The sequence below is a fragment of the Vibrio sp. TRT 29B02 genome (assembly GCF_050113655.1).
Taxonomy (GTDB): Bacteria; Pseudomonadota; Gammaproteobacteria; order Enterobacterales; family Vibrionaceae; genus Vibrio.
In genome coordinates this window covers 59,199-76,216 of sequence record NZ_JBNJOJ010000006.1, presented here as the reverse complement: position 1 = coordinate 76,216, position 17,018 = coordinate 59,199, and the positions used below count along the sequence as shown (strand labels likewise).

15 protein-coding genes are annotated in these 17,018 nt (G+C 45.0%); 9 read left to right on the top strand and 6 right to left on the bottom strand.

Annotated elements, in window-relative coordinates; all coding sequences use genetic code 11:
• Nucleotides 1-50: 50 nt before the first annotated feature.
• Nucleotides 51-1,697: a malate synthase A gene (gene aceB, locus ACQEXT_RS05575; RefSeq protein WP_331426681.1), complete on the bottom strand. Its 1,647-nt coding sequence runs from the start codon at nt 1,695-1,697 to the stop codon at nt 51-53.
• A gap of 710 nt (nt 1,698-2,407) precedes the next feature.
• Nucleotides 2,408-3,313 carry a hydrogen peroxide-inducible genes activator gene (locus ACQEXT_RS05570; protein ID WP_269377676.1) on the bottom strand — a complete coding sequence of 302 codons (906 nt, stop codon included), beginning with the start codon at nt 3,311-3,313 and terminating at the stop codon, nt 2,408-2,410.
• A gap of 198 nt (nt 3,314-3,511) precedes the next feature.
• Between ACQEXT_RS05570 and ACQEXT_RS05565 the strand changes: the two genes are divergently transcribed.
• Together ACQEXT_RS05565 and dapD are read left to right on the top strand one after the other, a co-directional pair.
• On the top strand, nt 3,512-4,120 hold the full coding sequence (locus ACQEXT_RS05565; protein ID WP_269377677.1) for a peroxiredoxin C: 609 nt from the start codon (nt 3,512-3,514) through the stop codon (nt 4,118-4,120).
• Between the two features lie 322 nt (nt 4,121-4,442).
• Complete coding sequence (dapD, locus tag ACQEXT_RS05560; RefSeq protein WP_138970447.1) at nt 4,443-5,474, top strand: 2,3,4,5-tetrahydropyridine-2,6-dicarboxylate N-succinyltransferase; 1,032 nt, start codon at nt 4,443-4,445, stop codon at nt 5,472-5,474.
• A gap of 27 nt (nt 5,475-5,501) precedes the next feature.
• Here the strand turns inward: dapD and ACQEXT_RS05555 are convergent, their stop codons facing one another.
• Nucleotides 5,502-6,035: a DUF2867 domain-containing protein gene (locus tag ACQEXT_RS05555; protein ID WP_426950988.1), complete on the bottom strand. Its 534-nt coding sequence runs from the start codon at nt 6,033-6,035 to the stop codon at nt 5,502-5,504.
• A 317-nt stretch (nt 6,036-6,352) separates the two neighbouring features.
• On the opposite strand from ACQEXT_RS05555, the gene ACQEXT_RS05550 reads away from it, so the two are divergent.
• From ACQEXT_RS05550 to glpD, 4 genes are all read left to right on the top strand, one after another.
• Nucleotides 6,353-6,877 (top strand): TetR/AcrR family transcriptional regulator, encoded by a 525-nt coding sequence (locus ACQEXT_RS05550; protein WP_426951065.1) that lies wholly within the window; start codon nt 6,353-6,355, stop codon nt 6,875-6,877.
• Between the two features lie 276 nt (nt 6,878-7,153).
• Nucleotides 7,154-8,671: a glycerol kinase GlpK gene (glpK, locus tag ACQEXT_RS05545; protein ID WP_138970446.1), complete on the top strand. Its 1,518-nt coding sequence runs from the start codon at nt 7,154-7,156 to the stop codon at nt 8,669-8,671.
• A 173-nt stretch (nt 8,672-8,844) separates the two neighbouring features.
• On the top strand, nt 8,845-9,618 hold the full coding sequence (locus ACQEXT_RS05540) for a DeoR/GlpR family transcriptional regulator (protein WP_426950987.1): 774 nt from the start codon (nt 8,845-8,847) through the stop codon (nt 9,616-9,618).
• Nucleotides 9,619-9,797: 179 nt separating this feature from the next.
• Nucleotides 9,798-11,351 carry a glycerol-3-phosphate dehydrogenase gene (gene glpD / locus ACQEXT_RS05535; protein WP_331416501.1) on the top strand — a complete coding sequence of 518 codons (1,554 nt, stop codon included), beginning with the start codon at nt 9,798-9,800 and terminating at the stop codon, nt 11,349-11,351.
• A gap of 78 nt (nt 11,352-11,429) precedes the next feature.
• Here glpD and ACQEXT_RS05530 read toward each other — a convergent pair whose 3' ends face one another.
• Entirely contained in the window at nt 11,430-12,614 is a 1,185-nt protein-coding gene (locus tag ACQEXT_RS05530) for an NnrS family protein (protein WP_426950986.1), read from the bottom strand.
• 247 nt (nt 12,615-12,861) lie between these two features.
• Between ACQEXT_RS05530 and ACQEXT_RS05525 the strand changes: the two genes are divergently transcribed.
• On the top strand, nt 12,862-13,422 hold the full coding sequence (locus ACQEXT_RS05525; RefSeq protein WP_426950984.1) for a gamma-glutamylcyclotransferase family protein: 561 nt from the start codon (nt 12,862-12,864) through the stop codon (nt 13,420-13,422).
• Between the two features lie 64 nt (nt 13,423-13,486).
• On the opposite strand, the gene ACQEXT_RS05520 is transcribed toward ACQEXT_RS05525, so the two are convergent.
• The gene (locus ACQEXT_RS05520) at nt 13,487-13,819 is read right to left on the bottom strand and encodes a tRNA-binding protein (protein WP_138970441.1); all 333 of its coding nucleotides are present in this window, start codon (nt 13,817-13,819) and stop codon (nt 13,487-13,489) included.
• Between the two features lie 166 nt (nt 13,820-13,985).
• On the opposite strand from ACQEXT_RS05520, the gene ACQEXT_RS05515 reads away from it, so the two are divergent.
• Nucleotides 13,986-14,990 (top strand): substrate-binding domain-containing protein, encoded by a 1,005-nt coding sequence (locus ACQEXT_RS05515; protein WP_138970440.1) that lies wholly within the window; start codon nt 13,986-13,988, stop codon nt 14,988-14,990.
• Between the two features lie 59 nt (nt 14,991-15,049).
• On the opposite strand, the gene ACQEXT_RS05510 is transcribed toward ACQEXT_RS05515, so the two are convergent.
• Nucleotides 15,050-15,931: an aldo/keto reductase gene (locus tag ACQEXT_RS05510; protein ID WP_426950982.1), complete on the bottom strand. Its 882-nt coding sequence runs from the start codon at nt 15,929-15,931 to the stop codon at nt 15,050-15,052.
• A 192-nt stretch (nt 15,932-16,123) separates the two neighbouring features.
• Between ACQEXT_RS05510 and ACQEXT_RS05505 the strand changes: the two genes are divergently transcribed.
• Entirely contained in the window at nt 16,124-17,017 is an 894-nt protein-coding gene (locus ACQEXT_RS05505; RefSeq protein WP_426950981.1) for a LysR substrate-binding domain-containing protein, read from the top strand.
• Nucleotide 17,018: the final 1 nt, after the last annotated feature.

Genomic DNA, 17,018 nt, shown 5'->3' with positions numbered 1-17,018 from the left:
ACATCCATCTCTGCCTTAGAACATTCACGTTATTGTTGTGGAGTTTGTTTCTAATCCAGGTAGTCGTAACCTGGAATGGTTAAGAAATTGGTTAGTTGGTCACTGGTTGTGAGCTCAGTCATCAAGTCCGCAGCTTCTTCGAAGCGACCCGCTTGGTAACGCTCCTCACCCACTTCTTGTTTAACAACGTCAATCTCTTCACTCAGATACTGTTTGAACAGCTCGTTGGTGACGGTTTGCCCGTTGTCCAGCGATTTACCATGTTGAATCCATTGCCAAATCGAAGCACGCGAGATTTCTGCGGTCGCGGCATCTTCCATCAATCCGTAGATAGGCACACAACCGTTACCTGAGATCCACGCTTCGATGTACTGCAAAGCAACACGAATGTTATGGCGCATACCTTGTTCTGTGATGTCACCTTCACACGGTGCAAGAAGGTCTGCCGCTGTCACTGGTGCATCTTGTTCACGAGATACATTGAGCTGATTTGTTCTTGGTCCCAATGCTTGGTCAAATACAGCCAATGCCGTGTCAGCTAATCCAGGGTGTGCAACCCAAGTACCGTCATGACCATTGTTGGCTTCTAGTGATTTGTCGTTATAGACCTTATCCAGCACTTGCTGATTAGTTTGTGGGTCTTTCGCTGGGATAAAGGCGGCCATACCTCCCATAGCGAAAGCACCACGTTTATGACAAGTACGGACAAGTAAACGGGAGTAAGCGTTTAGGAACGGCTTGTCCATTGTCACTACCTGACGGTCAGGAAGAACGCGGTCAGGGTGTTTTTTCAGTGTTTTGATGTAGCTGAAGATGTAGTCCCAGCGACCGCAGTTAAGACCAACGATATGTTCTTTTAGTGAAAATAGAATTTCATCCATCTCGAACACAGCGGGTAACGTCTCGATAAGTACGGTTGCCTTGATAGTTCCAGTGTCGAGACCGAAGTATTCTTCCGTAAAGTGGAACACTTCACTCCACCATTTTGCTTCCGTGTGAGACTGAAGCTTTGGAATGTAAAAATAAGGGCCGCTGCCTTTTCTCAACAGACTGGTATAGTTGTTGTAAAAGTAAAGCGCAAAGTCAAACAGGGCCCCAGGGATAATCTGACCGTTGAAAGTAACGTGCTTTTCTTTGAGATGTAGTCCACGTACACGGCAGATAAGAACCGCAGGATCGTCTTCCAACTGGTAGAGCTTGCCATTAACTGGATTGGTGTAGCTAATATCACCATTTACCGCATCACGTAAGTTGACTTGGCCATCAAGCACTTTGTCCCACGCTGGAGCTAATGAGTCTTCAAAGTCAGCCATAAACACTTTTACGTTAGCGTTTAGAGCGTTTATCACCATTTTTCGGTCTGTAGGACCTGTGATTTCAACGCGGCGGTCTTGAAGATCTTTAGGGATCCCTTGGATTTTCCAGCTTCCTTCTCTGATATCTTGCGTATCTGTTAGGAAGTCCGGCAGTTCACCAGCGTCAATGCGTGCCTGCTTCTCCTCACGAGCAGCGAGCAGTTCATCAACTCGACCAGCGAACTTTTCACACAGTAGAGATAAGAAGGTTTGGGCTTCAACAGGGAAAATCGCCTGATGCTCTGGTGAAAGGGTACCAGCGACATCAAGCATGCCTTCTTTTAGTAGGGTTTCTTGGGCTTCTACTGTTGTTTTATCTCTTTCTGGTGTGTTGGCAAGCATAATTTCTTCCTTAATATCCTGCTGTATATGAAACCGTCACTGGTTAGCAGCACTTATCTGACACTGCGAACACTTCTGCCGAGCTCGTCACTGTCATTGCCAGCCCACCTCTGTATCGGGTCATTTCGATTCACGAACGCCCCAATTACATTTGTAACTATCAAACAACAATCAAACTTCCTAACTGATCATTCTCTGAAGAGGTTTCTTGTTCTGTTGGCTGTTAGATTGAATCAGTAAAACATTCATTTCAATCTAGACATAAGTCTTACTGAGCCTTTATTTAACCTATACCAAACATGACTAGAGTAAAAGTACTAAAGTAAACAAAACGTTAAATTCGAAGTTTTATTCCGCACGCACAAAAGTGGTGTTCGCACTCACAAAAACGTAACCAGTTACGTAATTTAATTACAGTGAAATTAACGATGTAAAATCGTTTCAAACGCGCGTTTAATTCTATGCAGTGGGGATAAATCCTTTTTATCACTAGAGGTGAAGGGAATATGCAATCGGATTATCAAACAATGGAAAATCGTAGGGTTGTAAAATTCACACTGTGAAATTTCACAATTTAATGAAAGCTTCATCAAAATTTACTTGTAAAATTTTACAAGATAAAGTTTACCGGCAGGATAAAATGCTAAAAAGCACACCAAAACCAGTGTGCTTTTTGATAGGAAATCGATTTCTTCAACTAATACTTATCGCTAAAGTAGCTCTGACACTACATCCGCTAATTGTTTAAAAGTATTTACCCGGGATGAACTTGGTCGCCAAACCAGACCTATATCACGATGAGCTTGCTGCCCGGGGGCATCAATCACAACTAAGTTCTGGTTATCTATCAAACCATGATCAATCGCCATTTGAGGTATAAAGGTCGTTCCCATCCCATTGGCAACCATCTGTACCAAGGTATGCAAACTTGTGGCGGAGAAAGGGTTAATCTTCTCTTTGTCTGTTAACTGACAGGCAGAAACCGCGTGCTCGGTTAAACAATGCTCTTTCTCTAAAAGAAAGACAAACTCATTGGGTAAGTCCGCATACTTAATTGGCGTTTGAATCGCATCAGCTTGATTGCGACTAATGATCATACGGAATGGATCACTCCCCACAATGCGGCTTTCCATACCTAATATGTCGACTGGCAAAGCTAAAATCAGCACATCCAATTCTCCATGGCGCAACGCATCGAGCAAATTGGTCGTCGTATCTTCTCTTAATAACAGATTCAGTTGAGGAAAGCGGCGATTCACCTCCTGAACCAAATCACACAATAAGAAGGGAGCGATAGTAGGGATGCAACCAAGGCGCAGTTGCCCTTCCATTTCTCCACCTTGGCACAAACGCCCAAGTTCAACGAGATCTTGTCCTTTTGCCAATAACTCTCGCCCCTGCTGCACCACTTGCTCGCCAGCCAAGGTAAAAACCAAAGGGCTTTTCTTGTCTTTCTTTTCGTATAAAGGGCACCCAATCAGCTCTTCGAGATTCTGGATACCTTTACTTAAGGTAGATTGACTGACAAAGCACTTTTCAGCGGCATCGCTAAAATGACGTGTTTCGTGCAAGGTAATTAGATAGTGTAACTGTTTGAGGCTGGGCCACTTATTCATAGATTTATCTATAACTTCCGACTGGATATTGACCAAGTTAATAAAATCAAACTTATCGCTTTTTTCGATTAACTTAATCTATTTAATTCGCTTTTTTACATACTACAATGTGTACTATAGTTTGTCCCGTACAAACACGGACCAAAGCGGAACAGACGTTTTGCATTGGAACTAACCAAATATTTTAGGAGCAAAAAAATGGTACTAGTAGGTCGTCAAGCCCCAGATTTTACTGCTGCAGCTGTTCTAGGTAACGGTGAAATCGTTGATAACTTCAACTTTGCAGAGTTCACCAAAGGTAAGAAAGCAGTTGTTTTCTTCTACCCACTAGATTTCACTTTCGTTTGCCCATCAGAGCTAATCGCTTTTGACAACCGTTTTGAAGATTTCAAAGCTAAAGGCGTTGAAGTTATCGGTGTTTCTATCGATTCTCAATTCTCTCACAACGCATGGCGTAACACTGCGATCGAAAACGGCGGTATCGGTCAAGTAAAATACCCTCTAATTGCTGACGTTAAGCACGAAATCTGTAAAGCTTACGACGTTGAGCACCCAGAAGCAGGTGTTGCGTTCCGTGGTTCTTTCCTAATCGACGAAGACGGTCTTGTACGTCACCAAGTTGTTAACGACCTACCTCTAGGCCGTAACATCGATGAAATGCTACGCATGGTTGACGCACTAAACTTCCACCAAAAACACGGTGAAGTATGTCCTGCACAGTGGGAAGAAGGTAAAGCAGGTATGGACGCATCTCCTAAGGGTGTTGCAGCGTTCCTATCTGAGCACGCAGACGACCTAAGCAAGTAATTGCTTACTATACCCAAGCTCAACGGGTATATGGTTGGTAAGTATATAAAAGCACATAGCGCATAAGCGCAACGCCAATCAGTTCTAAGTAAAGTCTTAATCAAAGCCCGAAGCACTGCTTCGGGCTTTTTTATTTCACTACCAACGTCGAAATATTGATAAAAAGACAATATATCGCTAAAGAGACAAAAAATATCGTCTTACAGACTTTCTCGGATTCAGCCCTTTAAAGTCTGCATAGCTCTCTTTATGATGAATTTAACTTAATTTGAGACTGAGCATCATTGCTCTTTCTGGATGAATATAAACATGGAGATTTAAAATGGCTTACTTTTCTCTAGCCTTTGGTACAGCAACTAAAAACCGCGATGGAAAAATCATTGAAGCATTTTTTCCAAACCCAGTTCTAAACCCATCAGATGCACTGGTTGAAGCCGTTGCTAAAGTTGCAGGTTATGAGCAAGGTAACCAAGCTATCGAAATCTCTGCAGCTCAAAGTGCTGAGTTAGTTAGTGCCTTTGAAGCAAACGGGGATACAGCGAATGCTTCTTTCGCTGCAAAAGCGGCAGAGTCTTCTCAACCTCTGGTTGTTGTGGTTCTAGCAACAGATGAGAAACCTGAGTCCGTTGCTGAAGGTTTCCTTAAACTGCAACTTATCTCTAACCGCCTAGTTCAACCACACGGTACTGTCCTAGATGGTATCTTCGGTCTGCTGCATAACATTGCATGGACTAACGAAGGTCCAATCGACTTGCCTGAGCTGGCTGACCGTCAAATTGAAGCGCGTCTTGCTGGCCGCTCACTGTCTGTTGACTGTGTCGACAAATTTCCAAAAATGGTCGATTACGTTGTTCCAGCTGGTATTCGTATTGCTGATACATCTCGCGTGCGCCTTGGTGCTCATGTGGGTGAAGGCACCACAGTTATGCACGAAGGTTTCATCAACTTCAACGCTGGTACTACAGGCGTGAGCATGGTTGAAGGTCGTATCTCTGCGGGTGTTGTTGTCGGCAATGGCTCTGACATCGGTGGTGGCGCTTCTATCATGGGTACACTATCAGGCGGCGGTACAGTAGTGGTATCAATTGGTGAAAACTCACTACTAGGTGCGAATGCGGGTCTTGGTTTCCCTCTAGGCGATCGTTGTACTGTTGAATCTGGTCTATATGTGACGGCAGGTTCTAAAGTACGCATGTTAGATTCATCTGGCCAAGAAGTTGAAGTAGTGAAAGCTCGCGATCTAGCTGGTGTATCTGATCTACTGTTCCGTCGCAACTCAGTGACAGGCCAAATCGAATGTCTTGCAAACAAGTCTGCGGTAGAGCTGAACTCAGAGCTACACAGCAACAACTAAGCCAAGGCGAGTTGATAAAGCCGAGTTTCAATGCTCGGCTTTTTTGTTTTCACCTGATGACCTTTCTGCTCGTTTTATCGCGCTGCGGACGCTCGCTAATGCAATCACTTTGTGAAAAGGAACAATCACCAGTAGATAACCGTAGCCTATCCAGGTGTGGGGATTGACCAAAGTCGATAAGGTAAACTGGCCTTCCCCGCTTTTGAGTACCGACAAGCTCACCTGCATGTGCCTGTCCTGCGTAGTGCAGATTATTTCCTCATCTGATAGCCACTCGACCTGATGAAGTCCGTCCGATGTCCCTTGCTCCAACAGTTCTACGCTCAGCACCTCTGGCTCAGACGAAACGGCAAAGCCTAACGGCCGTACAAGCCGGTTTCTTAACGCCATCATAGCGGTAACAGCAGCTGGTAACTGACCAAATATATTCACATACACTTGCGCTGGGCTCAGATTCGGATCGTCAAGTGAAAAGCTCAGGCTGTCGCTAAAGCTTCTTTTGCTTAGGCGACCACTGAGTTGGCTATGGGCAGGCACTCCTCCACAAACCACCTTACTCATATCAGCTCCTTGATCATCTGTTTTAGTGCACTTCGTACTTCTTTACCGCCAATAACGGCTAAAAAGGCCAATGCGCCGGGAATCAAGATCATCATAAGCAACGGCCGTAACAAGTAAGAGAAACAAAAAAGCCCGGGGATAAATACCAGCCAACGACATAACTGAATGATGGGAGTTCGAATTATACTTTCCATAGCAGACCTTAACATTCACAAAAATAAATGAGCACGCTCAATTTTATAAATGAGCATGCTCAGTTTGTCAAATTATCTGCCAAAGCGTATGATTCACAGGTAAGGTTTAAAGCTGAGATAATGATGAGTAAACGAGAGCAAACAAGACAAAAGATTCTCACCGCAGCATGGCAACTATTTGAAAAGCAAGGTTATCAAGAAACATCCACTCGTCAGATAGCTCGGCATGCAGGGGTGGCTGACGGCACAGTATTTAGTCACTTTGACACCAAACTCGCTATTCTGCGTGAAGGAATGTTGAGCCAACTCGCAGAGCTTTCACAACAAACATTAAGCTCACCTTCTCAGGATGCTCTTGAGCTAGGTATGCAGTTTGCGCGAACTTACTACGGCTATTACTTTGCGAATATCAATCTCAGCCGAGCATTACTTAAAGAAGTAATCTGGGACATGGGTTACTACCAATCTTTCAATCTGTCTCTGTTCGAGACCACCATCCTTCCCGCTTCAGTGATCAATAAAATGCCAGTTATCCTAGATTGTTACTTCATGACTCTAATCAGTCACTTAAGCAAAGAGGTGCCTGATATGGAGCTTGCGCTGGAAGAGCTTGAGTACAAATATCGAGTGTTACTGGGCGAGTCTTAACAATCCATAATCGGCTTTCGAACGAACAGTTTTTTCCGTTTCGCAGCGAGATACTTCACACCGACTCGCTGTTTCAGATAACATTTCATTGACATTTTTATGCTCAAACACTCATTTTTAGTGCTCGTTTATTTTCGAATTCGCCTATTTATGCAAAATTACTCTGCGTAAATAGGGAATACACCAATCTGCTGCTGCCACACATCGAACTCGCTCAAACGATAAGCAAGCCAAGATTAGCTAAAATAGTAATAATAAGACAAAAGGATTCTTACCATGACTGAGCAAAAGTACATTGTTGCCCTAGACCAAGGCACAACAAGCTCTCGCGCGGTGATACTGGACCACGATGCCAATATTGTTAGCATCTCTCAACGTGAGTTCACCCAAATTTACCCTCAGTCTGGGTGGGTCGAGCACGATCCTCTTGAAATTTGGGCGACACAAAGTTCAACTCTCATCGAAACTCTCGCCAAGTCAGGAATCAGTAGCGACCAGCTTGCGGCCATTGGTATCACCAACCAACGTGAAACCACCATTGTATGGAACAAAGAAACTGGCAAACCTGTCTACAACGCCATTGTGTGGCAATGTCGTCGCACTGCAGAAATTTGTGAAGAGCTCAAAGCACGTGGCCTAGAAGAGTATGTCCGCGAAAACACCGGATTAGTACTCGACCCATACTTTTCCGGCACTAAGATTAAGTGGATTCTGGATAATGTCGAAGGCGCACGTGAAGACGCAGAAGCAGGCAAATTGTTGTTTGGTACTGTCGATACTTGGCTGGTATGGAAAATGACCCAAGGCCGAGTACACGTCACAGACTATACCAATGCTTCTCGCACCATGCTCTTCAATATCAATAATTTAAGCTGGGATCAAAAACTGCTCGACGAACTAGGAATCCCAGCCTCAATGATGCCTGAAGTGAAGCGTTCTTCGGAAGTTTACGGTCAGACCAACATCGGTGGTAAAGGCGGTACTCGTATTCCTATCGCAGGTATTGCCGGAGACCAACAAGCTGCGCTTTACGGTCAAATGTGTGTTGAGGCTGGACAAGCGAAAAACACCTATGGCACAGGTTGCTTCTTACTTATGAACACCGGCCAAGAGAAAGTAACATCAACTCACGGTCTTTTGACCACGCTAGCCTGTGGTCCAAATGGCGAGCCTGCCTATGCACTAGAAGGCGCGGTATTTATGGGAGGCGCTTCAATTCAATGGCTACGCGATGAGATGAAGCTACTCGCAGATGCCAAAGACTCAGAGTACTTTGCGACCAAAGTTGACTCTTCCAACGGTGTTTACGTTGTACCTGCCTTTACTGGCCTTGGTGCTCCTTATTGGGATGCTTGGGCGCGTGGGACCATTGTCGGTCTGACGCGTGGCGTCAGCTCAAACCACATTATCCGAGCCACGCTTGAAGGTATTGCCTACCAAACTCGCGACGTTTTGGATGCAATGCAAGCGGACTCCAACATTAACTTGGCTAGCTTAAGAGTCGACGGTGGAGCGGTGGCAAACAATTTCTTAATGCAGTTCCAATCTGATGTTCTAGATACAGAAGTTCACCGCCCTAAAGTCACGGAAGTTACCGCCTTAGGTGCAGCCTACCTAGCAGGTCTTGCCGTTGGGTACTGGAATAGTATTGATGAGCTGAAAGACAAAGCCGAGCTCGATCGCACCTTCCTACCTCATCATGATGAAGAAAAACGTAATCGCCGCTACAAGGGATGGAAGCGCGCCGTTAAGTGTGCGCAGGTTTGGGCAGAAATGCATAACGAGGAAGATTAAAGTCACAAACTCCTATTCAAGAGCGCCGATTATGGCGCTCTTTTTGCGTTATATCCCCTATTCCTTACATCGTTCTCTTCTCACAATGCGCTAATTCGAGCACAATAACGCGAGTTATTATTTTCGAAAATCAGTGTAATGAGCATATTGGCTCAATGCACAGGGAGCTGCCCGTGAAACAAATTCCAAGACATCAGCAAATAATTGCGTTGGTTCAAAAGCAAGGCTATGTCAGCACCGATGAGCTGGTAGAGAAATTTAATGTCAGTCCACAGACCATCAGACGCGATCTCAACGAACTTGCCGATGACAATAAAATTCGCCGTTACCATGGTGGTGCAACCATTCCACTGAGTTCAGAAAACACCTCGTACACCGCGCGCAAGAGCATGAATTTCAACGAGAAGGATGTTATTGCAGAAGAAGTGGTTAAACACATTCCCGATGGGGCGACCTTGTTTATTGATATTGGTACCACTCCAGAGGCCATTGCACGAGCACTAAACAAAAATCACAAGCAACTACGTGTGGTTACTAACAATATTAATGTCGCAACCATCTTGCTGCAAAACCCAGAGTTTAAAGTCATCCTTGCTGGTGGAGAAGTACGCAACCGTGATGGCGGTATCGTCGGTGAAGCCACTCTTGATTTCGTGAAACAGTTCCGACTTGATTTCGGCATCTTGGGGATTAGCGGTATCGACTATGACGGTTCACTGCTTGACTTCGACTACCATGAGGTTCGTGTAAAGCAAGCCATTATCGAGAATAGCCGGAGTGTTTTTCTTGCTGTTGATCACTCTAAATTTGGCCGTAATGCGATGGTCAAGCTGGGCAATATCTCTCAACTCCATATGCTGTTTACTGACAAACAACCGCCAAAAGAAATACTGTCTATCCTCAAAGAACACTCAATTCCACTTGAAGTAATTAACGACAGTAAATAGTCACAGTAATTTCAATCAAATTTAACCTTCAAGAAACCTTTATTCCCTAATAAAGGTTTTTTTGTGCATAAATCACACAAACGAGCGCAAACGAAAATAAATAATGATCTAAAACGAAAGCTGCGTTAGGATTCTTTTATGGTCAAAAATGCTCGTTCGCTCAACAAAAGGTTAAATTCATGAGTATTTCAGCTAATGCTGCACAATCAGACAAAACGTTAGACATAATCATAGTTGGTGGTGGCATTAATGGTGCAGGCATCGCTGCTGATGCTGCTGGCCGAGGCTTATCTGTCGGTTTATATGAAGCCCAAGACTTCGCCTCTGCAACCTCATCTGCCAGCTCAAAACTCATTCACGGTGGGTTGCGCTATCTCGAACACTATGAGTTTCGCTTAGTTTCGGAAGCGCTCGCTGAACGTGAGGTGCTGCTGAAAAAAGCGCCACATATCGCGCAACCAATGCGCTTTCGACTCCCACACCGCCCTTTCTTACGTCCAGCATGGATGATTCGCTGCGGTTTATTCCTCTACGACAACCTAGGCAAAAGAACGACGCTGCCGGCAAGTGAAAGCATCGACTTGGCTCAATCTGGCTTGCTCAAACCGGAAATGAAAAAAGGCTTCGAGTACTCTGATTGTTGGGTAGATGATGCGCGATTAGTATTGCTAAACGTGTTGGCTGCAAAAGAAAATAATGCTGAAATTCGTAACTACTGCCATGTAGAAGGCGCAATACGCGAAGGCGATATCTGGCGCGTGACCATTCGCGATGTCATGACAGGAGAAACCTTTGAGCGTAAATCGAAAGCGCTAGTGAACGCCGCAGGGCCTTGGGTCAAGCAGTTCTTTGATCAAGGGTTAGAAAACCTTTCACCACGTAATATACGTCTAATCAAAGGATCTCATATTGTGATTCCTCGCATTCACGATGAGCCACAAGCATATATCCTGCAAAACAAAGATCATCGAATCGTGTTTATGATCCCTTATTTGGATCAGTTTTCGATAATAGGTACGACCGATGTTGAATATAAAGGAGATCCAAGAGAAGTGGCGATCTCAGATCAAGAGGTGGATTATCTGATCGATATCGTCAATCAGCACTTTGTCCAGCAACTTTCACGTGAGGATGTCATCTGGAGTTATAGTGGCGTGCGACCTCTTTGTGATGATGAATCTGACTCTCCACAAGCCATCACACGAGACTACACTCTGGAACTTGAATCTGAGTACGATCAAGCTCCTCTGCTATCAATTTTTGGCGGAAAATTAACCACATACCGTAAACTTGGTGAAGCGGCATTGGCAAAGCTCGCCCCATATTTACCTAATATGGGGACACCATGGACAGCCAACCACGCCCTGCCAGGTGGTAACTTTAGTTGCACCAGGGAACAACTGGCTGCAACGATCCATGCTCAGTACCCTTGGCTATCACAAGCGTTGCTACTGCGCTATGTCACTCAGTTTGGTACTTATACGTGGAAGCTACTTCAAGGGGTAACAAGTATTGAAGGTATGGGTGTCCCATTCTCTGACTCTGCGCAAGGCGTTTATCAGCAAGAGATTGATTATCTAATTGAACATGAAATGGCTCTCACAGCCGATGATCTGCTGTGGCGTCGAACCAAACTTGGTCTCTACCTCAATCAGGACGAGATTGAAGCTGTCACCAAGTACATTTCAGGGAAACAACCTCAGCAGGTGATCAGCCTGTCTGAAGCTGGCTAACCACCTAAGTAAGGCAATTTATCATTAAAAGGCTTGGTTACGACACCAAGCCTTTTTAGCTCTAATCGAAACTGGCAATCAACCAGGATGACCATCGACCCTTGGGGTGACTAGCATTTTTCCAAACAGACCGACATACATGACAAAAGCGAATATCCACAACGCTGCACTGATGTTTAGCGCAGAAATCAGATACTGAGGGAAGAACGCCCCCCCTATCCCACGTACAATTGCAGCCAATACCAAAGCACCGAAAGCTAGGTTCATATTTGGACCTTGGTAAATCGCACGACCAGTATGCCCCATTGTCACGCGAGCGATCATCGCCAAAATCACACCGCCAATGGCCCCAATCGCAAATAAATGCAACATGTTGTGGCTGGCAAATGGATTATCCAGCAAACCACGTAATAGCAAGCTCACTGGGATGCACAGGTAAGTAGCATGCAGTGACCAAACCAAAGGTTCGCTCAAAGTAAGCCACGGTTTCCAGCGTATGATTCGGATCAGATGCGCCACACCGGCTAACAACATCAATGGTTGACCAAGTTGAGCAAAGGTCATCGGGAAAAAGCTTAGTATAAATAAGCCGACCAGAGGTAGGTTTGCTAACCAGTCCAACCAGACTATTGGCTGAGGTTTTTCAAAGTTAAAACGACGAGCGGTAAAAAATGGGATAACACGGCTGCCCATAACAGAGAGCAGCAAAGTAAACCACCAAAGCATCGCCTGCCAAACCGCTGAAGCGGGAAATGGCGGCATACCTTTTACCGCCGCATAACTGGCAAAATTAGCCACGATAGCCAACAAAAATAACGGAATAAAAAACAGATTACGCCAACCTTTCGCTTTGACAACTCGGCTGCCGACTTCGTAGGCGACAAAAGCTAAAAACAAGGCTTCAAGGCTAGAAACCAGCCAAAGCGGCGTTGGAGTCCATAGCAACAATCGCGGCAACAGCCACAGTGCCACTATCGCAGCTAAACGGTGATGCTTTGTACCATTAATTCCCGTCCAGTTCTGAACCGCGGTTAAGACAAATCCAGCCACAATCGCCATGGCAAAACCAAACAACATCTCATGGACGTGCCACCATAATGCAGGCACTTGAAGCATCGCGGGTTGTCCGCTTTGGAACATCCAAACCCATAAGCCAATAGCAATAACCGCGTAGATGGATCCTAATAGGAAGAAAGGTCTAAAACCTAAACGTAAAACGGCTGGGATCGCTTCTTCTACTTTTTTATCAGTAATATTGAGCACTAAGTGACTCCTAAAAGTTATAAAAAACTGAAATCTTCCTAGGCTATCGCAAGAAATGTTCCAACCCTTGTAACTCCTTTATCTCAAAGGCTTAGTGATATTAACAAGCCAAAAAAGAAGTCAAATTAACCCAATTTAAAAATGTCAAAAAGACACGATAGATACGATATGAACGACTTTCAATTCTCAGTGAAACTGGTTAGTTTAACGAATACTCCTATTTCACATCCAAGATGAGGTGACAACAGTGGCAAACTATATCTTCGGTTATGGCAGTCTGATGAATTCCGCATCACGCCAATTAACAGGGCAAACTTCGGCGGCAACCACCGCAACCGTAGAGGGGTTTAAACGCTATTGGGGCAAAGTGGATGAGAGTTATACGCTCTCACCCTTGGTGGTCGATAAAGGACACGGGTACGTTAATGGTGTTTTACTCGAAGTAAGTCAATGCGGTCTTAAAGAATTCGATATTCGTGAACGAGGCTACCATCGCGTTCAAGTCCAAGTGAATCAAGTTGAGTCACAGTTGCCACTTAGCGACAACGATCAAGTTTGGGTTTACATCAAAGACAATCCTGAGCCACCTTGTACACTCAGTCCAATAATGCAAACTTATGTGGATACTGTTCTCGTTGGGTGTCTAGAAATATCGGAACAGTTTGCCAAACAGTTTATTGAGCAAACGATAGGCTGGCATTTTCCGCTCGAAAATGATCGCCATGAACCAAAATATGGCAACCTAGCAGGAGTAAAACCAGAGCACCACAAGCAAATTGATGCTCTGGTGGCTGAAGTAAGAGCCTGAAAACCCTCAGCCAAAAAGAGATAAGTTAAATGGAGCACCAAGCCTTCGAGCTTGGTGTCTACCTTTAGACAATACGAATACCAGCTGGCATCGAACGCTCAGGAGTCAGCAGTACACTTTCCGATTCATCATCTGTTTCTGCACACAGCAGCATGCACTCTGATGTTTCACCGCGCATCTTGGCTTTTTCCAGATTGCACAGCACAACCACCTCTTTCCCCATCAGCTGTTGTTCTGTGTAATAAGGCACAAGGCTGGTCACAGTTTGTAGTGTTTTATCACCAACATCAATTTGCACAATGTATAGCTTATCCGCGTTCTCATGGCGGACAACCTCGATGATTTTTCCTGTACGAATTTCCAATTTAGCGAAATCTGAATAAGCGACTTTTTCCATGTTAAGATACCAGTAAAATTTTACTAAAAGACAACGTTTACACTATCAGCAATCACTTATATTGCAAGTGGTAAAGATCTCAATTTAAAAATGTATTCATAACAGTATTTGCCTTATTTACATCAACAAGGTTAAATAACTCCATTCGTATTTTTCGAGGTCAAATATGGCAACCATAAAAGATGTCGCCAAGGAAGCTGGCGTATCGATTGCTACAGTATCCAGAGTGATCAATAAGTCTCCTAAAGCGAGCAAAGCATCGATAGAATCGGTCTCAAAAGCGATGGCAAAACTAGGCTACCGACCCAATGCCGCCGCCAAAGCGCTTGTTAGCCAGAGCAGCAATACCGTTGGCGTATTGGTTGGTGATGTGTCCGATCCCTTTTTCGGAGCCCTCGTCAAAGCAGTGGACAATGTCGCTCACGAGCATGGTAAACATATACTGATCGGAAATGGTTACCATGATGCTGAAGAAGAACGCAAAGCGATTGAACTGCTTATCAACAATCGCTGTGAGGCTCTGGTCATCCACTCAAAAGGCTTATCTGATCAAGAGCTCATCGGCTACGCGAAAGAAGTCAAAGGTCTGGTGCTCATAAACCGATTTATTGAAGAAATTGCGGAACGCTGCATCGCACTCGATAACTTCAAAGGGGCTTATCTAGCGACTGAATACCTGATCCGTCATGGACACACTAAAATTGCTTGTGTAGCGTCAGCTCACGAAATAGAAGACTCTTCGCAACGAGTTGCAGGGTATCTCGCGGCGCTAAAAGACAACAATATTGAACTGCCTAGCAGCTATATCGAACGTGGTGAGCCAAACAACGATGGAGGTGAAGTTGCTATGACCACCTTACTCACCAAATCACTCGATATCACTGGTGTGGTCGCCTATAACGATTACATGGCTGCGGGAGCACTGTCTGTACTCGATGAAAATGGCATCAAAGTGCCAGATCAAATCTCTATGATGGGATTCGATGACGGTCTGATTGCTCGTTACATCAGCCCTCGATTGACGACGATTCGTTACCCTATCGCTATGATGGCAGAGCGCGCTGCGCGACTAGCATTGAATCTCGCCAAACAAGAAGCAACTAACAACGAAGCCATCATGTTTACACCAACGTTAGTACGTCGTAACTCGGTTGCAAAAATTGCCAAGTAGCCAATAAGCGTAACGGTATTTAGGGGGCTCAAACTAGAGCCCTCTTTTGATACAGGTAGTTACGCGACACCATGACCTTTCGATGCAACCCAGATGCGGTACCACTGTTCATGTGTCAACTCCAGCTGTAATGCGCCAACCGCTGTCTTCACGCGCTGGATGTTACCGCTACCAATGATAGGAACTGGGCGCGCAGGCATTCTCATCACCCAAGCAAAAATGACTTGGTCAATACAGTCGGCTCCAATTTCTTGGCCAACTTCAGATAATGTGTCACGTAGACGGCATGCCTGTTCACTGCTATCGCTAAATATTCGACCACCAGCAAGACATGACCAAGCCATCGGCTGAACTCGCAGCTTTTGTAACTGCTCCAGCGTACCATCTTCCGTCACTTGTAAGTTCACCGGATTAATTTCAATCTGATTGGTGATAAGTGGTACATCAAGGCGAGATTGAAGTAACGCGAACTGAGCTGGGGTAAAGTTAGACACACCAAAATGCTTTACTTTACCAGCACTGTTTAACTGTGCGAACGCTTCGGCGGCTTCATCGGCATCCATCAGCAGATCTGGACGGTGCAATAGCAAGACGTCGAGATGATCGGTATTCAAACGGCGAAGAGATTGTTCAGTCGATTCGATAATCGCAGCCTTGCTACTGTTGTAGTGATTGACCTGCTTGCCTTCACCACGGTAAATACCACATTTTGAAACGATCTGAATCTGGTCACGCAAGCGACTATCGAGTGCCAGCACCTGACCAAACATTTTCTCACATGCAGAGTCTGGTCCATACACTGGAGCATGATCAACCGTGGTGATACCCAACTCAAGATGTTGCTGTACAAACGCATGCTGTTGCTGAGTATTCATACCCCACTCTGCCATGCGCCAGTAACCTTGGATCATCGGTGAAAAAACCGGGTGTGACTTGTTCATATTTGTCCCCTGAAAGATGCAATTTATCAGCGATACTTGCGCTGTTCTGGATTCAGTATACTGCCAGCCAGCAGGACGATTAAGACCATAAAGACGAAAAGATAATTCGGTATAACGCACAATTAACTTACTTTAATTTTCTATATTGAACGATATAATCAACAACAGATTTCGAATTATAGGTTTGTGTTGATGCATAAAATGCACAAGCGTTTCGAGCGCTACGCACTATTTGGCGAGGTAGCCAAACAACTTAGCTTTTCTAAAGCCGCAGATAATCTCGGCATTTCGAGGAGCTATCTCTCATCGCAAATACTCCAGCTAGAGCAGGAGCTAGAAACCAGCTTATTAATCCGCTCTACGCGCAGTGTTCGCTTAACAGCCGCAGGGGAAAAGATTCTAGCAAAAATGCAAGGTATCAATGCGTCAATCCTTGAGTTAGAAAAGGAACTCGATCACACCAAGAGTACCGTCGGCGGACTGCTACGAATTACCGCCCCCACCATTTTCAGCCACCGCTTTCTGATCGAGATTTGCCATCAATTTCAACTGCTGCACCCTGACATCGAATTTGACTTAGACATTGGCTATACCAGAGAAGACCTCACCAAAAGCAACTTCGACCTAGCCATCCGTGCGACCAATACCCCACCAGAGAATATGGTGGCGAAAAAACTGATGCCGTACCAACACATTTGCTGCGCCTCACCAGACTATTTGGCTCAAAACGGCATCCCGACTCATCCGCAAGATCTCACTAAACACAACTGTTTATCTGATCCAAATCTACGTAAATGGCCATTTTCCACAAACGATAATCAGATGATTGAAGTGGCAACAGATGGCGATATGCTCATCAACGATAACCTTCTACTGCTTGATGCGGCGTTGAAAGGCAAAGGGGTGATCAAGATGCCCTGTTATTTAGTCAAGCCCGCGCTGGATAGCGGCAAACTGTTGCAAGTCTTACCTGACTATGTAATGACTCAAAGCAACATCTACCTGATCTTCCCTCCTCAGCTTCGTCGTAGCACCAAGCTGTCAGCCTTCATCGATTTTGTCCAACATTGGTTTGAGGAACACTAAG